The following is an 18,510-nucleotide window of genomic DNA, read 5'->3' as shown; positions in this document are numbered from 1 at the left end:
GCGCCGACCACGGGTCGGCGCCCCCTTCGCACCACGGTCGCGGGCCCCGCGGTCACGGACCGCACGTCCGCGGCCGGGGGCCGCGGGCGCGGCCCCGTCAGCGCGCTGCCCGCACCGCGCCGAGCCGCTCCAGCAGGTCATGCACGACGGCCGAGATCTCCGCACCGTCCCGGCCGGCGCCGTACACCCGGAAGTCCGGGCGGATCAGTACGGCCCGTGCCCCGAACCCGCCCAGCCAGGCGGCGAGTTCCCCGTCGGTGTCCACGGCGCGGTCCGGCGCCCCGGCCGGAGCGGCACCGGCGGGCAGGACCTCCACCAGGCGGGCGCCGAGACGGGTGAGTTCCTCGGCCTGGCCCGGCTCGAGCAGCGCGAGCGGATCGTCCAGGGACAGCAGCACGAGCCCGTCTCCCACCACTTCCCCGCGCGCCTCCCGCACACCGGCACCCCTCAGCCGCAGCTGCGGCACCCGCACCCCGGCGCCCCGGCCCGGCGCTCCCCCGGGCGACCGGTACACGAACGCCGCCGGGTGCCCGGACGCGCGAGGCGACGCGGCCCGGTCGTCGGGTGTCCGCCGGGCGCCGGAGCCGAGCAGTGCCCGGTCCCGTTCCGCGGCCGCCTCCGGATCGGTCACGCAGATGATGCGGCCCAGCTGGGTGGACATCCCGACGGTCCGTCGTACCTCCGGTGCGCGCTCGGCCTCGTACCCGTCGAGCAGTGCCTCGCCCGCCCGGCCCGCCAGGACCAGGTCGAGCATCCAGGCCAGCGTCGCCGCGTCCCCGATGCCCGTACACATGCCCTGTCCGGCGAACGGCGGCATCTGGTGCGCGGCGTCGCCGGCGAGCAGGACACGGCCCGCTCGCCAGCTGTCCGCGACCCGCGCCCCGAAGGTGTACACGGCGTGCCGCACCAGGGTGGCGTCGGCCCGCGTGACACCGAAGAGGGCGAGCAGCTCCCAGGCCTTGTCCGCACCGGCGAACTCCTCGGCGGACTCGCCGGCCAGCCGCATGAACTCCCAGCGCCTGCGCCCCGGTCCGGCGGAGACGGCGACGCGCGGCCGCAGGGGGTCGGCGTACTGCACGTTGCACGCCGGGAAGTCCTCCGGACGGTGCGGCAGCACGTCGCAGGCCATCCAGTCGTGCGAGAAACCGTGGTCGGTCAGCGATGTGCCCATGGCCGTACGGACGAAGCTGCCCGCGCCGTCGCAGCCGACCACCCACCGGGCGCGTACCGTCCGGTGCGCGCCCGATGCCGCTTCGCGGAGCCCGACCTCGACGTGCGAGTCGTACGCCGTGAGACGGAACGCCTCCTGCCCGCGCAGCACCCTGAGCGTGGCACAGCGCGCCCCGTGGCCGGCCAACGCCGCCTCCAGCCGCGGCTGGTACATCGACGTCGAATCGGGCCAGCGGAAGGCGTCGCCGGGGTCCAGCGGGACGCGCAGCAGCGTCCGGCCGGAACCGTCGACCACGACGTAGTCGGGGGACGGCTCGCCGATCGCGTCGAGCTCCGTGTGCAGTCCGGCCGCCGCCAGGACGCGGGCCGCCTGCGCGTCGAAGGCGACGGCGCGGGGCAGCGGATAGGGGTGCGGCCGACGCTCGGCCGCCACGACCCGCCGGCCGCGGCGGGCCAGCAGCAGGGACAGCAGCTGACCGACGGGTCCGTAACCGACGACGAGCACATCGCAGTCGTACATTTACCGGTTCTCCGAATCTGGCCCACGGCCGCGTACCGAAAGCGGACCGGATTCACGCTAACTACCGCGGCTTGCCGCTGTCGTTTGCGTCTGCCGTAACAAGTGATCGCTGTAAGGCCAGAAGTGATAAATGTCAGCAGGGATCCTTCCGGGGTTGTCAGCCGTGGCGGCCGGGCCGCAGCATCTCATCGTCAGCCGATCGGCTGACACAATCCTTGAATCCAGGGAGAGAACTATGAGCGCTCTCGCCAGCGAGAAGGCCATGGACGACAAGCTGTTCGCCGGCTTCGACATCGAGGAGCTGGAGGTGCTGGAGGTCTCCGACAGCGTCGCCCTGCCGGAGATGGGTGCGTCGAGCGGTAGCGGCAACCTGTGCTGCTCCTCCTCGTCGTCGTCCTCCTCCTGCTGCTGCTGCTGACCTCGCAAGCGAGTGGTGCGCCTGCCCGGGCCGTCCGTCCGGGCAGGCGCACCGCGCCGGGACCCGGACGGGTGGGCCATGACCAATGACACCGATGGCTTCTCCGTGGAAATCCCCCATTCCTGGAGCAGTCACGAGAACTATGCGTTCCGCATTCTGCACCGACTGTCCCGGACGCCGGATTACGACGTGCTGCACTGGCGCGGCCGGGATACGACGTCGGGACTTCTCGCGGCGCAGGTCATGAAAGCCGCCGAGGTGTTTCTGCGGTGTGCCGCGGAAAAGAGCCGGACGATCGCTGTCCTGACGTCGTCCAACCACCCGGCCATGCTGGTGTCCCGTTATGCGGCCCATTTGGTGGGGGCCGGCGTCGTCTACATCCGGGCCGCGAATCCCCGCACCGACGCCGATATGCTTCCGCACCGGGTGCAGTCCCGGATCCTGGCGGAGACCGGCGCCTGCGTGCTGGTCGTGGACGCGCCCCACATCGACCGCGGCCGGTCGCTGGCCGCCTCGGCCGCGACCCCCCTCACCCTGGTCACGGCCGACGCCGACGTGCCCGACGCGCAGCCGCTGTACTCCGGCCGCCCGGCCCGGCCGTCCGCGCTGCCCGCGTACGACCCCGCCCGGCGCGCGATCGTCACCTTCACCAGCGGAAGCACCGGGCAGCCCAAGAGCCTCGCCCAGTCGTTCCGCACCTGGAACGCGACCGTCGCCGCCTTCCCCGGCCGTAACGACCCCGAACGGCCCGGACGGATCCTGGCCGTGACACCGGTCAGCCACACGGTCGGCTCCATGGTCGACTCCGTCCTCGCCGGCGGTGGCCGCGCGGTCCTGCACGAGGGGTTCGACGCCGCCGCCGTCCTGCGGGCCTTCGCCGGACACCGCATCGAGGACGTCTATCTCGCCGTCCCGCACCTGTACCGCCTGATCGACCACGAGGACACAGCCCGCACCGATCTCTCCTCCCTGCGCCGGCTGATCTACAGCGGCACCCCGGCCGCCCCCCACCGGATCGCCGGGGCGGTGCGGCTCTTCGGGGACGCGGTCATCCAGCTGTACGGCACGACCGAGGCCGGCGGCATCTCCAGCCTCACCCCGCTCGACCACCGGGAGCCCGAACTCCTGCCGACGGTCGGACGCCCCTTCCCCTGGGTGCGGGTGCGCATCTGCGACCCCCGCACCGGAGCCGAGGTGGACCGCGGCCGGGTCGGCGAGGTGTGGACCCGGTCGGCGACCCTCATGGACGGCTATCTCGGGGACACCGGGTGCGCCGACGACGTCCTGGTGGACGGATGGCTGCGCACCGGGGACCTCGGCCACTTCGACCGGTACGGCTATCTGCGCCTGGTCGGCCGGGTCGGCCAGGTGATCAAGGCCGGCGGCCAGAAGGTGTACCCGGCCGCCGTCGAGTCGGCGCTGCTCACCCACCCGGAGGTGCGGCAGGCCGTCGTGTTCGGCGTTCAGGACCCGGACCGGGTCGAGCACGTGCACGCGGCCGTCGCCCTGACGGTCGGCTCGACGGTCACCGACGCGGAACTGCGAAGCCATGTGACCGCCGCGCTGAACCCGGCCCACGCACCGGCGCGGTTCAGCCGTTGGGCGGAGATCCCGCTCACCGCATACGGCAAGCCGGACCGGGTGTCCCTGCGTTCCCGGGCGGACGGGGAACCGGCGGTCAGCCGTACGGCGCAGAGAGGAACGGCAGCGTGACACACCAGCACTTCGCCCGCGCCCTGCGGACGGCCCGGCTCTTCCGCCACCATCCCGCGCGACTGGCGATCGCCCCGCTCGACCACTCGATCAGCGACGGACCGGTGGTCCCGCGCGGCACCACCATCGACGGACTCACCGCTCGGCTGGCGGAGGCCGGCATGGACGCCGTCGTCGTGCACAAGGGCAGCCTGCGTCATCTGCGTCCCGCCAGCCTCTCCGCCATGTCGGTGATCGTCCATCTCAACGCGAGCACCGCGCACGCCCCCGATCCGGACGCCAAATACCTCGTCACCGGCGTGGAGGAGGCCCTGCGGCTCGGGGCCGACGCGGTCAGCGTGCACGTCAACCTCGGCTCCCTCGACGAACGCCGGCAGATCGCGGACCTCGGCCAGGTGGCCGAGCGCTGCGAGCGGTGGAACCTGCCGCTGCTCGCGATGGTCTACCCGCGCGGCCCGAGGATCACCGACCCGCACGATCCGGAACTCGTCGCGCACGCCGTCACCGTCGCCGTCGACCTCGGCGCGGACCTCGTCAAGGCCCCCTACCCGGGGTCCGTCACGGCCCTGCGCGAACTGACGGACGCCTGCCCCGTTCCGCTGCTGTGCGCGGGTGGACCCCGCAGGAGCGAACCGGAGGTCCTCGCGTATGTGCGGGACGTCCTGCGCGGCGGGGCCGCCGGAGTGGCGATGGGCCGCAACCTCTTCCAGGCCGACGACCCGCGCCGCACGGCCGCCGCCGTGGCCCGGCTGATCCACGCGGACGTCGACCCCCGTCTCGAACCAACGGCAGAAGGGCAGCGGAGTGAGCGCAAAGAAGCTGTGCTGGCTTGACCTACGCGCGGCCGGCGACGCGAAGGCCGCCATCGTGGAGGAGGCCGTGCACCAGCGCATCGACGGCCTGGTGACCGACGATCCGGCGGACTTCGCCGGACTGCCGCCCACGGTCCTCAAGGTCCTCCTGTACGACCGGCCGACGCGGCAGGAACCGGACCCGGCCGGCGCCGACATCGTCGTCCTGCCCTCCGGGCACCCCCGGCGCCGCGCCCTCGAAGAGGCCCACCCCGGCGTGCAGTTCGGACGCCATGTGGAGATCACCGACGCGGAGAGCCTGGAGGAGGCGTGCGAGGCGGCCCGGACGGAGCCGTGGAGCCTGCTCGACTTCCGGGACCCGACGAAGATTCCGCTGGAGATCGTGATCGCCGCGGCCGCGGGCGCCGAGGGGTCCATCATCACGCGTGCCGCCGACCCGGTGGAGGCGGAGATCATCTTCGGCGTGCTGGAGCTGGGCTCGGACGGGGTCGTGATGCAGGCCCGCGCGGTCGGTGACGCGACGGCCCTCAAACGCGCCTCGCAGAGCACCACCGGCGAACTGGAGCTGGTCGAGCTGGAGATCACCGCCACCGCGCACATCGGGATGGGCGAGCGGGCCTGCGTCGACACCTGCGCCTACCTGCGCGAGGACGAGGGCATCCTGGTCGGTTCGCACTCCAAGGGCATGATCCTCTGTGTCAGCGAGACGCATCCGCTGCCCTACATGCCGACCCGCCCCTTCCGGGTCAACGCCGGCGCGATCCACTCGTACACGGTGGCCGCCGCCGGCCGCACCCAGTACCTCAGCGAACTGCGCGCCGGGAGCAGGGTGCTGGCCGTCGACGTCAAGGGCCGGACCCGGGTCGTCCCCGTCGGCCGGGTCAAGATCGAGACCCGGCCGCTCATCTCGGTCGACGCCGTGGCGGGCGACGGGCGGGAGGTCAACCTGATCCTCCAGGACGACTGGCACGTACGCGTCCTCGGTCCCGGTGGCGCCGTACTCAACAGCACCGAACTCAAGCCCGGGGACCGGGTGCTGGGTCATCTGCCGACGGCGGACCGGCACGTCGGCTACCCGATCGACGAGTTCTGCCGCGAGCAGTAACGGACGCGCGAAGGAGGATCATGGGCGAGACGGACGCGCCGGCCGTCGCGGTGATCGGCGCGGGCATCGGCGGACTGACCCTGGCCCTCGCTCTGGCGCGGGCCGGCGTGCGGTACCGGGTGTACGAGCAGGCCACGCGGCTCTCCGAGGTCGGCGCCGGCATCCAGTTGGCGCCGAACGCGGTGCGGCTGCTGAACCGGCTCGGTCTGGCCGACGAGCTGCACGCGGTCGCCGTCGTGCCCGAGACGATGGAGATACGGCGCTGGCACGACGACCAGGTGCTCTCGCTGACCGTGCTGGGCGACCTGTGCCAAGAGCTGTACGGGGCGCCCTACTACACGCTGCACCGCGCCCACCTGCACGACGTGCTGCTGCGGGCCGTCGGCATGGACCGGCTGTCCCTCGGCAGCCGGCTGGTGCGGGCGGAGGAACACGACCGGGGCGTCGACCTTCTTTTCGCGGACGGCTCGCGCCGCACGGCGGACCTGGTCGTCGGTGCCGACGGCATCCACTCGGCGGTGAGGGACGCGCTCGTGCGCGACGAACCCGTGTACTCCGGCAACGCCGTCTACCGCGGCCTCGTGCCCGCCCGGAGGCTGCCGGAGTCGGCCCGGGAGCCCAGGGTGCGGATGTGGATGGGACCGGGGAAGCACTGCGTGTGCTATCCGGTGGCGGGCGGCCGTCTGATCAGCTTCGCCGCCACCGCTCCGCTGCCGCACCCGAAGACCGAGTCGTGGTCCGCCACCGGCGACCGGGCGCGACTGCTCGCGGAGTACGCCGACTGGAACGAGGGCGCACGGCGCCTGCTGGAGGCCACGGACGACGTGCGGTGCTGGGCCCTGCACGACCGGGACCCCCTGCACACCTGGAGTTCACGGCGGATCACCGTACTCGGTGACGCGGCCCATTCCATGCTGCCCTTCCTCGCCCAGGGCGCGAACCAGGCCGTCGAGGACGCCGCGGCCCTGGCCGTCTGCCTCGCCCAGCAGGACGACATCCCCGGCGCGCTGCGCCAGTACCAGGAACTGCGCGCGCCCCGCACGACGCTCATTCAGCGCGAATCACGGCACAACGCGCGCATCATGCACATGGCCGACGGGGCGGAGCAGCGCCGAAGGGACTTGGAGCTGGTGGGAAACGTACAACTGCGGCGCATGGCCTGGCTCTACGGCTACGACGTGCTGACGGAGGCCCGCCGGGCCGGCGCACGGATCGGGGGACGCGCATGACGATCCGCCTGTACGACACCGGTGCCCGGCAGATCCGTGACTTCGTCCCGCTCAGGCCGGGTTGTGTCTCGATCTACCTGTGTGGTGCCACGGTGCAGGCGGCGCCGCACATCGGGCACATCCGCTCGGGTCTGAACTTCGACATCATGCGTCGCTGGTTCGCCTATCGGGGTTATGAGGTGACGTTCATCCGGAACGTCACGGACATCGACGACAAGATCATCGCGAAGGCGGCTGAACAGGGCCGGCCGTGGTGGTCGATCGGGTACGACAACGAGCGGGCCTTCAACGACGGCTACACCGCGCTGGGCTGCCTGCCGCCGACCTACGAGCCGCGTGCCACGGGTCATGTCACCGAGATGACCGAGATGATGCGGCGTCTCATCGACCGGGGGCACGCCTACGCCGCCGACGGCAACGTGTACTTCGACGTGCGTTCCTTCCCCGACTACCTGCAGCTGTCGAGGCAGGAGCTGGACAATCTGCTGCAGCCGGCCGGTGAGGGGGAGACCGGTAAGCGGGATCCGCGGGACTTCGCGATGTGGAAGGCGGCCAAGCCGGGGGAGCCGACCTGGCCGACGCCGTGGGGTGAGGGCCGTCCGGGCTGGCATCTGGAGTGCTCGGCGATGGCGCACAAGTATCTCGGCTCCGCCTTCGACATCCACGGCGGCGGCCTGGACCTGATCTTCCCGCACCACGAGAACGAGATCGCTCAGGCCCGGGCCTTTGGTGACGAGTTCGCCCGGTACTGGGTGCACAACGCCTGGGTGACGATGGCCGGCGACAAGATGTCCAAGTCGCTGGGCAACAGTGTGCTGGTGTCGGAGATGGTCAGGGCGTGGCGGCCGGTCGTGCTGCGTTACTACCTGGGTACTCCGCATTACCGGTCGATGATCGAGTACAGCGAGGAGGCGCTGCGCGAGGCGGAGTCGGCGTTCGCGCGGATCGAGGGTTTCGTGCAGCGGGTGACGGAGCTGGCGGGCAGGAGTGTGGAGCCGTCGGCGGAGGTGCCGCCGGCGTTCGCGGATGCGATGGACGACGATCTGGGTGTGCCGCAGGCCCTGGCGGTGGTGCACACGACGGTTCGGCAGGGCAACAGTGCGCTGTCCGCGGACGACAAGGACGCGGCGGTGGCCCGGCTGGCCGAGGTGCGGGCCATGCTGGGGGTCCTGGGTCTGGATCCGCTGGATGAGCAGTGGGCGGGTGAGTCCGGCCGGGGTGAGGATCTGCACGGTGTGGTCGACGGTCTGGTCCGGCTGGTGCTGGAGCAGCGGGAGGCGGCCCGTGCCCGCAAGGACTGGGCCACCGCCGACGCCATCCGTGACCAGCTGGGGCAGTCCGGCCTGGTCGTCGAGGACAGCCCGCAGGGCCCCCGCTGGACTCCCGGCCGGCGCTGACCCCGCCTGACGGAGTGAAACGGCTGTGCCGCCCGGACGCCCGGGCGGCACAGCCTTTTGGTGACGAGAGGGGGGCGGTCAGATCCAACATCGCTCACTGGCGATGCGGGCCGCGTCGAAGCGGTTGCGCGCGTTGAGCTTCTTGATGGCGGCCGAGGTCAGATTGCGTACCGTGCCGGCCGCGAGGTACATGTCGTGCGCGATCTCCTTCACGGAGGCGCCGGACGCCGTCAGCCGCAGGATCTCCGCCTCCCGCTCGGTCAGGGGGCCGCACTTCACCGGCCCGCTGCACAGCAGGGTCGGATCGATGGTCACGTAGCCCGCCGCCGTACCGCGGATCGCGTCGATGAGGTGCTGCAGACCGGTGTTCTTCGACACGACACCCAGCACGCCGGCCTTGAGCGCCTTGTCGACGAGGTCACGGGTGGGGGAGGGGGTCATCAAGGTGATGCCCAGTCTGGGGCTGGCCTTCCGTATCTCCTGTGTCAGGTGCAGGGCCTCCCACTCGAAGCCCGTCGCATCCACCACGGCGACCTCGGGACGGGCCCGTACCGTGGTGGTGATGAGATGCTGGGGCTCGGTGACCGTGCCAACGATGTCAAACTTTCCGACATTCCGGAGTGATTCGGCGATCGCCTCCAATGTCAACACATTCTGTTCGGCGACGACTACGCGAATAGCCATGTTTTTCTCCCCCGTTCTGAACTTACGTCTCCGTGTGCGGCCGGTTTCCGGACCGGGTGCGGGCATGCCTAATCACCACGGCGCCCGGATGCATGGGGCAAGCGGGTATGCCCGGTGAGAGGGTGATGAATTGGTGGTGGGTTCGTCGGGGCAGGGCGGGGCCTGCCGTCACCCGGGACCGTGTGACGTGCGGATGAGTGCGCGAGAGGCGACGGAGTGAGCGTTTCCTTGGGAAGCCTTGCGGGTGAAACGCATGGTGTGGGGCCTTCCGTACCGGGTGACTCTCCGCTGCTCACGGCCCTTGGGGCGTGGTGAGCACAGGGCACTGCTTCGCTGCGTTGGCACTGGGGGTGCGCAAGCCGGAGATGAAACCGCGATCAGGCAGGCTACTGGCCAACCACGCGCCCCCGAATGGCCAGATGTGTAGCTTCATTCACTCACGAGGGCCACTTTAGGCACGCGCGTGCGATCTGTGTACCGCTTGAGGAAAAACTGAGCCTTAACTGTGCCGTACGTGAGGTGATCTTTGGTGTCACTGGGGTTGTGCGGGGTGTGCGGGCCGGAGTTGACGCTCACTCACTTTTTTCAGGTGTCGGCCGAAAACCGCCTCGGCGTCGGGCGTGAGGGTGCGCAGGGCCACGAGTGCGGTGATCGCCACGTCGCAGAGTTCCGCCTGGACGTCTTCCCAGGAGTGGGTGGTCCCCTTGCGTGGATTCTGCCCGGTTGCCCCGATCACCGCTTCCGCGACCTCGCCGACCTCTTCCGACAGCTTGAGGATGCGCAGGAGAAGGCCCTCCTGGCCGGGGTGGGCGCGGGTGGCCTCCAGGCGGGACCACAGGTCGTCGACGGCGGGCCAGAGGGCGGGGGCGGGGTGCTGATCGGTCATGCCCCGCAGCCTGCCACGCGGCCGGCCTACTCCTCGAACTCCTCGAACAACACCTCCTGCTCCCCCTCCGCCTTCGCCCGCACCCGCCTGTTCCGCGCCCCCACCACCAGGGCCGTCCCCGCCGCCGTGATCCCCAGGGCCACCGGCACCATCCACCCCCGGTCGAAGACGTGCCCCAGCGCGTGGTCGACGGAGAGGCGGCCGGGGCCCGTGATCGCGAGGCCCGCTGCCGCGAGGCCGAGGCTCGCCGCGTACTCGTATCCGCCGTCCTGGGCGAAGAAGCCGTTGGGCGCGTGGACCGCCGCCGCGCCCGCCATCGCGCCGGCCGCCGACGCGCCGGCCGCCGGGGTGGCCAGGCCCAGGGCGAGGAGGGTGCCGCCGCCGGCCTCCGCGAGGCCCGCCGCCGTCGCGCTCGCCCTGCCGGGTACGTAGCCGACGGACTCCATGAACTGACCGGTGCCCTCCAGACCGTGTCCGCCGAACCAGCCGAACAGCTTCTGCGCGCCGTGCGCGGCCAGCACCCCGCCGGTCCCCAGCCGGAGCAGCAGCAGGCCCAGATCACGTCGGTCGTAACAGAACACGGTGACTCCCAAACGGAGAGAAGGAGAGACGGAGGGACGGCGAAGTGGAGAGACGGTGAGGCTCGTGTATCCACCGTCGCAGCTGTGACACCCGTCGGCCCGTCGTGGAGGGCGTTCGGGTGGCGGGTCAGGGGCGGCGGTGTGACCCTGACGCCATGACGATTCAGCCAGCCAAGCTCAGCGATCCGGCCGTCCGGGCCTTCGTCAACGCCGTCAACTCCCACGACCGGGAGCGGTTCATGGCCCTCCTGGCGCCCGGCGCGACCATGGCCGACGACGGCTCCGACCGTGACCTCGCCGAGTGGATCGACGAGGAGATCTTCTCCTCCAACGGCCATATGGAGGTCGACAACGAGTCCTCCGGCGGCCGGGCCCTCCTCGCCCGCTACCGCAACGACACCTGGGGCGAGATGCGCACCAAGTGGACCTTCACCGTCGAGGACGACGGGCGGATCTCCCGCTTCGAGACCGGGCAGGCGTGAAGACCTTCCGCGGGGCTTGTCTTCGTGTGCGCTTCAACTCCTACCGTCCTCGGCATGACGAAGAGAACTCTGGGACGCAGCGGGATCGAAGTCAGCGCGCTCGGTTTCGGCTGCTGGGCCATCGGGGGTGAGTGGCAGTCCGCCGACGGGCAGCCGCTCGGCTGGGGGAAGGTGGACGACGAGGAGTCCGTACGGGCCGTGCACCGCGCCCTCGACCTCGGTGTCACCTTCTTCGACACCGCCGACTGCTACGGCACCGGGCACAGCGAGGAGGTTCTCGGCCGTGCCCTCGGCAAGCGACGCGAGGACGTCGTGCTCGCCACCAAGTGGGGCAACGTCTTCGACCCGGCCACCCGCACCGCCGACGGCCAGGACGACAGCCCCGCGTACGTCCGCCGGGCCCTCACCGCCTCCCTGCGCCGTCTCGGCACCGACCACGTCGATCTGTACCAGCTGCACATCTCCGACGCCGACCCCGACCGTGCCGGCGAACTCCGGGACGCGTGCGAGGAGTTGGTGGGGGAAGGGCTCATCCGGGGCTACGCCTGGAGCACCGACGACCCCGAGCGCGCCGCCGTCTTCGCCGAGGGGCCGCACTGCACCGCCGTACAGCACACGCTCAACGTGCTGAACGACGCTCCCGAACTCCTCGAGCTGTGCGAGCGGTCGGAGCTCGCGAGCATCAACCGCGGTCCGCTCGCCATGGGGCTGCTGGCGGGGAAGCGGCAGGTCCCGCTGGAGGCCGGGGACATCCGCAGCCGGCCGCCGGCCTGGCTGCGGGGCTTCGGGGACGGATCCGGCGCCGATCCGGAGTGGGTCGGCCGGGTCGACGCCCTGCGGGAGGTCCTCACCAGCGGTGGACGCACCCTCGCGCAGGGCGCCCTGGCCTGGATCTGGGCCCGCAGCCCGCGCACGGTGCCCATCCCGGGCTTCCGCTCGGTCGCCCAGGCGGAGCAGAACGCGGGCGCCATGGAGAAGGGGCCCTTCACCGCCGCGCAGCTGGCCGAGATCGGCCAGCTTCTCGGGAGGTGAGCGGCCCGCCCGCCTGAGCCGGGAACCGGGAGCGGGTCAGTGGCCGTGGCCACCGTACGGCCGTTGCGCGTACGGCTGCTGGGCGTGTCCCTCCTGCGCGTACTGCCCCTGTCCGTACCGCCCCTGCGCCCCGCCGCCCTGGCTGGTCCTGTCGCCGGACTTCGCGTCGCACGTGAAGTAGAGCTATTTCAGGACCTCGTCCTGCGACTTGGTCATGCCGGCCGACACCGAGTTCACGGTGATGACCAGCGCGATACCGAGCGCCAGGCCCATGGCGACGACCAGAGCGGCCTTCTCGCGGCGGCTCGGCTCGCGCCTGAGACAGATGCCAGACATCCCGTTCCTCGAAGGTTCTTGACGCCCGCTGTGGGCGCGGCCACAAGCTGGGGAGGAACCTTTGAGCCACCCTCTGCAAAGGATGTGTACGGGCTGAGAAACCGGGGTGACTGATCGTATTTTCATGACGCGGCAAATTCCCGGCCGTTCCGGCCCTCGATCGAGGAATCCGCTGCTGGGCGCGGTGTACGGTCCCGGGGTGCGTGAATGTTCCCGGCTCAGCCGGCGTGCCCTCCTCGGACTGACGGCCGCCGCCCTTCCGCTGTCCACGGCCACCGAGGCCGCCGCGACCACCGTCATCGGGGGTGAGCGGCTGGCCCGTGGCGGCGTCCAGGTGCGCGGCGCCTCCGGACTGCCCGACAAACTCACGGCCCGCTCGTGGCTCATCGCGGACCACGAGAGCGGCGAGGTCCTCGCCTCGTTCAACGCGCACCGGCGGCTCCCGCCCGCGTCCACGCTGAAGATGCTGTTCGCGGACACCGTGCTGAAGAAGTTCGACCGCGCCCAGCGCTACAAGGTGACCGACGCCGACCTCGCCGACGTCCCGTTCGGCTCCAGCCTGGTCGGCGTCAAGCCCGGCATCACCTACACGGTCGAGCAGTTGTGGCAGGGCGTGTTCCTGCGCTCCGGCAACGACGCCGTGCACGTGCTCTCCCACATGAACGGCGGCATCGCCAGGACCGTCGCCGAGATGCAGGCCAAGGCCGAGGACCTGCAGGCCCTGGACACCCATGTGGTCAGCCCCGACGGCTTCGACCACCCGGGCCAGATCTCCTCGGCGTACGACCTCACGCTGTTCGCCCGCCACGGCCTGAAGGACGCCGACTTCCGGGGCTACTGCGGCACCAGGACCGCGAACTTCCCGGCGGGCGGCAAGAAGACCTTCCAGATCCAGAACACTGACCGCCTGTTGACGGGGGCGTGGGGTCTGAAGACGTACGACGGCCTGATCGGCGTCAAGAACGGCTACACCAGCAACGCCGGCAACACCTTCACCGGCGCGGCCACCCGGGGCGGGCGCACCCTGCTGGTCACCGTGATGCACCCGTCCACCGGCAGCAACGCCGTCTACGAGCAGACCGCCGCGCTGCTCGACTGGGGCTTCGAACGCGGCCGTTCGGCACAGCCCGTGGGCACGCTGGTCGATCCGCTCAGCGAGGGCGGGGCGAAGGCGTCCCCGGCACCCGCGCGGAAGGCGGCACCGGGTGCGGCCGGCGCCTCGGCCCCGGGTTCCGGCGGCCCGTCGACCGGCCGGGTGGCGGAGGGCGCGGGGCTCACCGCGCTGCTGCTGGCGGCGGGTGCGGCCATGGTGGTGAAACGGCGCCGCAGGGCGGTCGCGGCGGCGGCCGCGGCGCCCGAGGAAGCCGCCGAGACGGTGGAGCCGAGTGGGAGGCACCGGCGCTGAATTGTGCGGCGGCCGTTCCACCGACCGGTGCGCACCCCGCGTCCCGCGCGAGGTCCACCCCCAACTCCGGTCCGGTGGAACGGCCGCCGCTTCCCCCCATCGGTGTTGGCCCCGGAAGCCCCGTGCTCCAACTGTGAAGCTCTCGTGGAGGAAAGTTGAGCATACGTGCTCGACGTGCCGCAATACCGCGGATGTTCGAATTCCGTTTGTGACGTCGAGCCGAGCCCGTACCCAGGCCCCCTCCCCGGTCCCGTCCTCAGCCCCGCCCGACGTACGGCATCGCCGTCGCCAGCACGGTCGCGAACTGCACGTTCGCCTCCAGTGGCAGCTCGGCCATGTGCCGCACGGTCCGCGCCACATCGGCCACGTCCATCACCGGCTCCGGCGCCACCTGGCCGTTCGCCTGGAGCGCGCCGGTCTGCATGCGCTGCGTCATGTCCGTCGCCGCGTTGCCGATGTCGATCTGCCCGACTGCGATGCGGTACGGACGCCCGTCCAGCGACAGCGACTTGGTCAGGCCGGTCAGCGCGTGCTTGGTCGCGGTGTAGGCGACCGAGAGCGGGCGGGGCGTATGGGCGGAAATGGATCCGTTGTTGATGATCCGGCCGCCCTGCGGATCCTGCTCCTTCATCCGCCGGTACGCCGCCTGCGCGCACAGGAACGCCCCGTTGAGGTTGGTGTCCACCACGTGCCGCCAGGCGTCGTAGGGCAGTTCCTCGACCGGGACGCCGCCGGGCCCGAAGGTTCCCGCGTTGTTGAACAGCAGGTCCACCCGCCCGAACCGGTCCACGGTCGCCGCGAACAGCGCGTCCACGTCCCCGGGCCGGGACACGTCGGTGGGTACGGCGAGGGAGGTGCCCTGCGGCGCCAGCGTCGCCGTCTCCTCCAGCGTCCCGGTGCGCCGGCCGGCCAGCGCCACCGACCAGCCGGCCCGCAGCAGTTCCACGGCGACGGCCCGCCCGATGCCGGACCCGGCGCCGGTCACCACCGCGATCTTCGATTCCCTGTCGGTCATGCCTCCGCAGCGTAGGCGGAAAGTCCGCCATGCGGAATGCCATGTCCGCCATACGGTTATCCGACGCCGACGGTCACCGTCTCCCCGGGGTACCGCACGCCGATCCGTTCCCGCACCGCGTCCAGCGTGCGCATCACCGCCAGCGAGCCCTCCAGCGGCACCAGCGGCGACTCCTTCTCGCCCGCCCGCAGCGCCCGCATCACCTCGACCGCCTCGTGCCGCAGGCTGGTGCGCGGCCCGTCGGCCGGGTCGGCGGTGAACTCCTCGGGGTCGCGGCCGTCACGGTGCAGCACGAACCGCTCCGGGTGGAAGAAGCCGGACGGCACGTCGATCCGGCCGCGCGAACCGGTCACCGAGGCGGTGCCGCCCGTACCGCCGACGATCGAGCAGTGCAGCGCGGCCATCGCCCCGCTCTCCCAGGACAGCACCGCGCCCGTCTGGAGGTCGACGCCCTCCGGCGAGAGCTGCGCGCTGCCCGCGACCGCGTCCGGCTCGCCCAGCAGCAGCTGTGCGAACGACACCGGGTACACGCCCAGGTCGAGCAGCGCCCCGCCGCCCAGGGCCGGGTCCCGCAGCCGGTGCGCCGGCGGGAAGGGGCCGGCCAGCCCGAAGTCGGCCTGCACCGTGCGCACCTCGCCGATCGCCCCGTCGTCCACCAGCGCCTTCAGCCGCCGCACCAGCGGGTTGCAGTACATCCACATCGCCTCCATCAGGAAGCGGTCGTGCTCCCGCGCCAGCGCGACGAGCTCCTGCGTCTCGCGCAGGTTCAGCGTGAACGGCTTCTCGCACAGCACGTTCCGCCCGGCCTGGAGGCACAGCCCGGCCGCCGCCCGGTGCGCGGTGTGCGGAGTGGCGACGTACACGACATCGATGTCCGGGTCCGCCGCCAGCGACTCCCAGTCGCCGTACGCCCGCGCCGCCCCGAACCTCTCCCCGAACAGCTCCGCCGACTCCCGCCGCCGCGAGGCCACCGCGGTGACCTCCGCGTCCGGCAGATCGACCAGGTCCGCCGCGAACGCCGCCGCGATCCCGCCCGTCGCCAGGATCCCCCAGCGCACCTTCCGCTCCACCGCCGAACCCCGCCCCTCGCTCGTGTGTGCCCCGGCACTGTGTACGAGCTGAGAGCATAGGTGCCGGTCGTGTCCGGCGGGTGGCCTCGGACGGGACCACGGACAGGGCCACGGACAGGGAGGGGACGGATGCACGAGCACGCGGCGGCACCGACACCGAGGACTCGGCCCACCGCCGCACCGCCGTCCGGCCCGGCCCGCCGCACCGGACCCCTCGTCACCCTCCTCCTCGGCGGCCTCACCGCGACGACCCCGCTCGCGATGGACATGTACCTCCCGTCCCTGCCGGAGGTCACCCGCTCCCTGCACGCCCCCGCCGTCACCGTCCAGCTCACGCTGACCGCCTGCATGGCCGGGCTCGCGCTCGGACAGCTGGTCGTGGGCCCGATGAGCGACCGCTGGGGCCGGCGCCGCCCGCTGCTGGCCGGGCTCGCCGTCTACCTGCTCGCGACCGCCCTGTGCGCCTTCGCGCCGGACGTCGAGACCCTGGTCGCGTTCCGCCTGGTGCAGGGCCTCGCCGGTGCCGCCGGCGTCGTCATCGCGCGAGCCGTCGTACGCGACCTCTACGACGGCGTGGCCATGGCCCGCTTCTTCTCCACCCTGATGCTGATATCCGGGGCCGCCCCGATCGTGGCGCCGCTCATCGGCGGGCAGATCCTCCGGGTGACCGACTGGCGGGGCGTGTTCGCCGTGCTCACGGTCGTCGGCCTCGTCCTCACCGCCGTCGTCTGGCTGCGGCTGCCCGAGACGCTGCCGCCGGCCGAGCGGCACGCCGGCGGGGTGGGGGAGGCCCTGCGCTCGATGCGCACCCTGCTCGCCGACCTGCCCTTCACCGGCTACATGCTGGCCGGCGGCTTCGCCTTCGCCGCGCTGTTCGCCTACGTCAGCGCGTCCCCCTTCGTCATCCAGGAGATCTACGGCGCCTCCCCGCAGACGTTCAGCCTGCTGTTCGGCCTCAACTCGGTCGGACTGGTGGTCGCCGGGCAGGTCAACGGCAAGCTGCTGGTCGGCCGGGTCAGCCTGGAGAAGGTGCTGGCCTGCGGTCTCACGGTGATCGTCCTCGCCGCGACCGCCCTGCTGCTGATGGCCGGCGGCGCCCTCGGCGAGGTGGGCCTCGCCCCCGTCGCCGCCGCGCTCTTCGTCCTGATGTCCGCCATGGGCATCACGCTGCCCAACGCCCAGTCCCTCGCCCTGCTGCGCACCCGGCACGCCGCCGGCTCCGCCTCCGCGCTGCTCGGCACCTCCTCCTTCCTCGTCGGAGCGGTCGCCTCACCGCTCGTCGGTGTCGCCGGGGAGCACACCGCCGTACCCATGGCGGTGGTCCAGTTGGCGGGGGCACTGGTCGCGGCGGCCTGCTTCGTGGGAATGTGCCGTCCCTGGACAACACGTGGGAACACACGTGCGGGGTCGGAGGGAGACGAGAACTGAGCGCACCGAGACTGCGCGCCGACACACCGGAACGGGCCGGGCTCGACCCGGTCGAACTGGAGCACCTGGTCGGCGAGGTGCACGCCCTCACCGCCGGAGACCGCCCCTGGGCGGCCGGCGCCGTCGTGCTGGCCGGCCGCGGGCCCGTGATCGCCGTGGCCGAGGCCGCGGGCTGGGCCGTCCGCTACTCCGCCTACGACCCCGAGACCGACAACGGTGTCGAACTGCCGCCCGCCGCACGGGTCCCGGCCACCGCCGACACCCCCTTCGACCTGGCCTCCCTCACCAAGCTGTTCACCTCCGTCGCCGCCGTGCAGCAGATCGAGCGCGGCACCCTCGGCATGGACGCCCGGGTCGGCGACTACCTGCCCGACTTCCACGCCGCGGCCGCCCACGGCATCACCGTGCGGCAACTGCTCACGCACACCTCCGGGCTGCGGCCCGAACTGCCGCTGTACGACTGCCCCGACGACGCCACCAGGCTCTCCCTGCTCCGCGCGGAGGCCCCGACGAGCGAGCCCGGCCGGTACCGGTACTCCGACCTGAACATGCTCCTGCTCCAGTCCGTGCTGGAGCGCCTCACCGGCCGGACCCTCGACGTCCTCGTGCAGGACGGCATCACCCGTCCGCTCGGCATGACCGCGACCTGCTTCGGGCCGTGCCCCGGCGCGGCCGCCACCGAGGACCAGCGGCGGCCCTGGGCCAAGGCGGACCGCGGGATGCTGCGGGGTGTGGTCCACGACGAGAACGCCTTCGCGCTCGGCGGGGTCGCCGGGCACGCCGGCCTGTTCTCCACCGCCCGCGACCTGGCCGTCTTCTGCCGCGCCCTGCTCGCCGGCGGCTCCTACGGCCCGGCCCGCATCCTCGGCCCCGACTTCGTCGAACTGCTCCTGACCCCGCCCGGGCTGGGCTTCGCCGTCGACCAGCCGTGGTTCATGGGCGAACTCGCCGGTCACGGAGCGGCGGGCCACACGGGCTTCACCGGCACGTCCCTCGTCCTCGACCCGAGGACGGACACGTTCCTGGTCCTGCTGGCGAACACGGTCCACCCGAGACGCAGGCCCGCGGACAGCGGCCCGAGAGCGAGCCTGGCGACGCGACTGGCCCGAGCGGTGATCCCGTGACGGGTCCCGTGACGGGGGGTCCCGTGACGGTGCCTTTCCAGCCGGCCGGGACGGGTGATGGGTGGGCATGGGACGGGGGTCTCGGGGCGGAGCCCCCCAGCAG

The 18,510-nt window shown here is 71.9% G+C and carries 17 protein-coding genes and 1 pseudogene; 11 read left to right on the top strand and 7 right to left on the bottom strand.

Annotation, left to right across the window (positions count from 1 at the left end):
• Positions 1–97: 97 nt before the first annotated feature.
• Positions 98–1,690, bottom strand: coding sequence for a bifunctional 3-(3-hydroxy-phenyl)propionate/3-hydroxycinnamic acid hydroxylase (locus AB0D93_RS05740; RefSeq protein ID WP_362113481.1), 1,593 nt, complete (start codon positions 1,688–1,690; stop codon positions 98–100).
• Between the two features lie 235 nt (positions 1,691–1,925).
• On the opposite strand from AB0D93_RS05740, the gene AB0D93_RS05735 reads away from it, so the two are divergent.
• From AB0D93_RS05735 to cysS, 6 genes are all read left to right on the top strand, one after another.
• A complete protein-coding gene (locus AB0D93_RS05735) occupies positions 1,926–2,108 on the top strand; it encodes a thiazolylpeptide-type bacteriocin (protein ID WP_362113478.1) in 183 nt (60 codons plus the stop codon).
• A 78-nt stretch (positions 2,109–2,186) separates the two neighbouring features.
• Positions 2,187–3,821, top strand: a complete 1,635-nt coding sequence (locus tag AB0D93_RS05730; protein ID WP_362113475.1) for a fatty acid--CoA ligase family protein — start codon at positions 2,187–2,189, stop codon at positions 3,819–3,821.
• On the top strand, positions 3,818–4,654 hold the full coding sequence (locus AB0D93_RS05725; protein WP_362113472.1) for a 2-amino-3,7-dideoxy-D-threo-hept-6-ulosonate synthase: 837 nt from the start codon (positions 3,818–3,820) through the stop codon (positions 4,652–4,654). The genes AB0D93_RS05730 and AB0D93_RS05725 overlap by 4 nt, the downstream gene beginning before the upstream one ends.
• The gene (locus AB0D93_RS05720; protein WP_362113469.1) at positions 4,626–5,738 is read left to right on the top strand and encodes a 3-dehydroquinate synthase II; all 1,113 of its coding nucleotides are present in this window, start codon (positions 4,626–4,628) and stop codon (positions 5,736–5,738) included. The genes AB0D93_RS05725 and AB0D93_RS05720 overlap by 29 nt, the downstream gene beginning before the upstream one ends.
• 20 nt (positions 5,739–5,758) lie before the next feature.
• Positions 5,759–6,967: an FAD-dependent monooxygenase gene (locus tag AB0D93_RS05715; RefSeq protein ID WP_362113466.1), complete on the top strand. Its 1,209-nt coding sequence runs from the start codon at positions 5,759–5,761 to the stop codon at positions 6,965–6,967.
• Positions 6,964–8,364, top strand: coding sequence for a cysteine--tRNA ligase (gene cysS / locus AB0D93_RS05710; protein ID WP_362113463.1), 1,401 nt, complete (start codon positions 6,964–6,966; stop codon positions 8,362–8,364). The genes AB0D93_RS05715 and cysS overlap by 4 nt, the downstream gene beginning before the upstream one ends.
• A gap of 78 nt (positions 8,365–8,442) precedes the next feature.
• Here cysS and AB0D93_RS05705 read toward each other — a convergent pair whose 3' ends face one another.
• The 3 genes from AB0D93_RS05705 to AB0D93_RS05695 form a co-directional block, all read right to left on the bottom strand.
• Positions 8,443–9,114 carry a response regulator transcription factor gene (locus AB0D93_RS05705; RefSeq protein WP_362113460.1) on the bottom strand — a complete coding sequence of 224 codons (672 nt, stop codon included), beginning with the start codon at positions 9,112–9,114 and terminating at the stop codon, positions 8,443–8,445.
• Between the two features lie 466 nt (positions 9,115–9,580).
• The gene (locus AB0D93_RS05700; RefSeq protein ID WP_362113457.1) at positions 9,581–9,934 is read right to left on the bottom strand and encodes a MazG-like family protein; all 354 of its coding nucleotides are present in this window, start codon (positions 9,932–9,934) and stop codon (positions 9,581–9,583) included.
• Between the two features lie 26 nt (positions 9,935–9,960).
• Positions 9,961–10,515, bottom strand: coding sequence for a DoxX family membrane protein (locus AB0D93_RS05695; RefSeq protein WP_362113454.1), 555 nt, complete (start codon positions 10,513–10,515; stop codon positions 9,961–9,963).
• Between the two features lie 155 nt (positions 10,516–10,670).
• On the opposite strand from AB0D93_RS05695, the gene AB0D93_RS05690 reads away from it, so the two are divergent.
• Positions 10,671–10,997 carry a nuclear transport factor 2 family protein gene (locus tag AB0D93_RS05690; protein WP_362113451.1) on the top strand — a complete coding sequence of 109 codons (327 nt, stop codon included), beginning with the start codon at positions 10,671–10,673 and terminating at the stop codon, positions 10,995–10,997.
• Positions 10,998–11,051: 54 nt separating this feature from the next.
• Positions 11,052–12,029 carry an aldo/keto reductase gene (locus AB0D93_RS05685; protein WP_362113448.1) on the top strand — a complete coding sequence of 326 codons (978 nt, stop codon included), beginning with the start codon at positions 11,052–11,054 and terminating at the stop codon, positions 12,027–12,029.
• A gap of 186 nt (positions 12,030–12,215) precedes the next feature.
• Here the strand turns inward: AB0D93_RS05685 and AB0D93_RS05680 are convergent.
• Positions 12,216–12,365, bottom strand: a pseudogene (locus AB0D93_RS05680) (ABC transporter permease); the annotation flags it as partial.
• Between the two features lie 199 nt (positions 12,366–12,564).
• On the opposite strand from AB0D93_RS05680, the gene AB0D93_RS05675 reads away from it, so the two are divergent.
• Positions 12,565–13,770, top strand: coding sequence for a serine hydrolase (locus tag AB0D93_RS05675; RefSeq protein WP_362113445.1), 1,206 nt, complete (start codon positions 12,565–12,567; stop codon positions 13,768–13,770).
• Positions 13,771–14,026: 256 nt separating this feature from the next.
• On the opposite strand, the gene AB0D93_RS05670 is transcribed toward AB0D93_RS05675, so the two are convergent.
• Complete coding sequence (locus AB0D93_RS05670) at positions 14,027–14,785, bottom strand: SDR family oxidoreductase (RefSeq protein WP_362113442.1); 759 nt, start codon at positions 14,783–14,785, stop codon at positions 14,027–14,029.
• Between the two features lie 56 nt (positions 14,786–14,841).
• Complete coding sequence (locus tag AB0D93_RS05665; protein WP_362113439.1) at positions 14,842–15,843, bottom strand: Gfo/Idh/MocA family oxidoreductase; 1,002 nt, start codon at positions 15,841–15,843, stop codon at positions 14,842–14,844.
• Between the two features lie 141 nt (positions 15,844–15,984).
• On the opposite strand from AB0D93_RS05665, the gene AB0D93_RS05660 reads away from it, so the two are divergent.
• Positions 15,985–17,283 carry a multidrug effflux MFS transporter gene (locus tag AB0D93_RS05660; RefSeq protein ID WP_362113436.1) on the top strand — a complete coding sequence of 433 codons (1,299 nt, stop codon included), beginning with the start codon at positions 15,985–15,987 and terminating at the stop codon, positions 17,281–17,283.
• Positions 17,223–18,407, top strand: coding sequence for a serine hydrolase domain-containing protein (locus AB0D93_RS05655; protein ID WP_362113433.1), 1,185 nt, complete (start codon positions 17,223–17,225; stop codon positions 18,405–18,407). The genes AB0D93_RS05660 and AB0D93_RS05655 overlap by 61 nt, the downstream gene beginning before the upstream one ends.
• Positions 18,408–18,510: the final 103 nt, after the last annotated feature.

It is taken from the genome of Streptomyces sp. NPDC048191 (genome assembly GCF_040652655.1).
Classification (GTDB): domain Bacteria; phylum Actinomycetota; class Actinomycetes; order Streptomycetales; family Streptomycetaceae; genus Streptomyces.
This window is presented reverse-complemented; position numbering and strand designations above follow the sequence as displayed.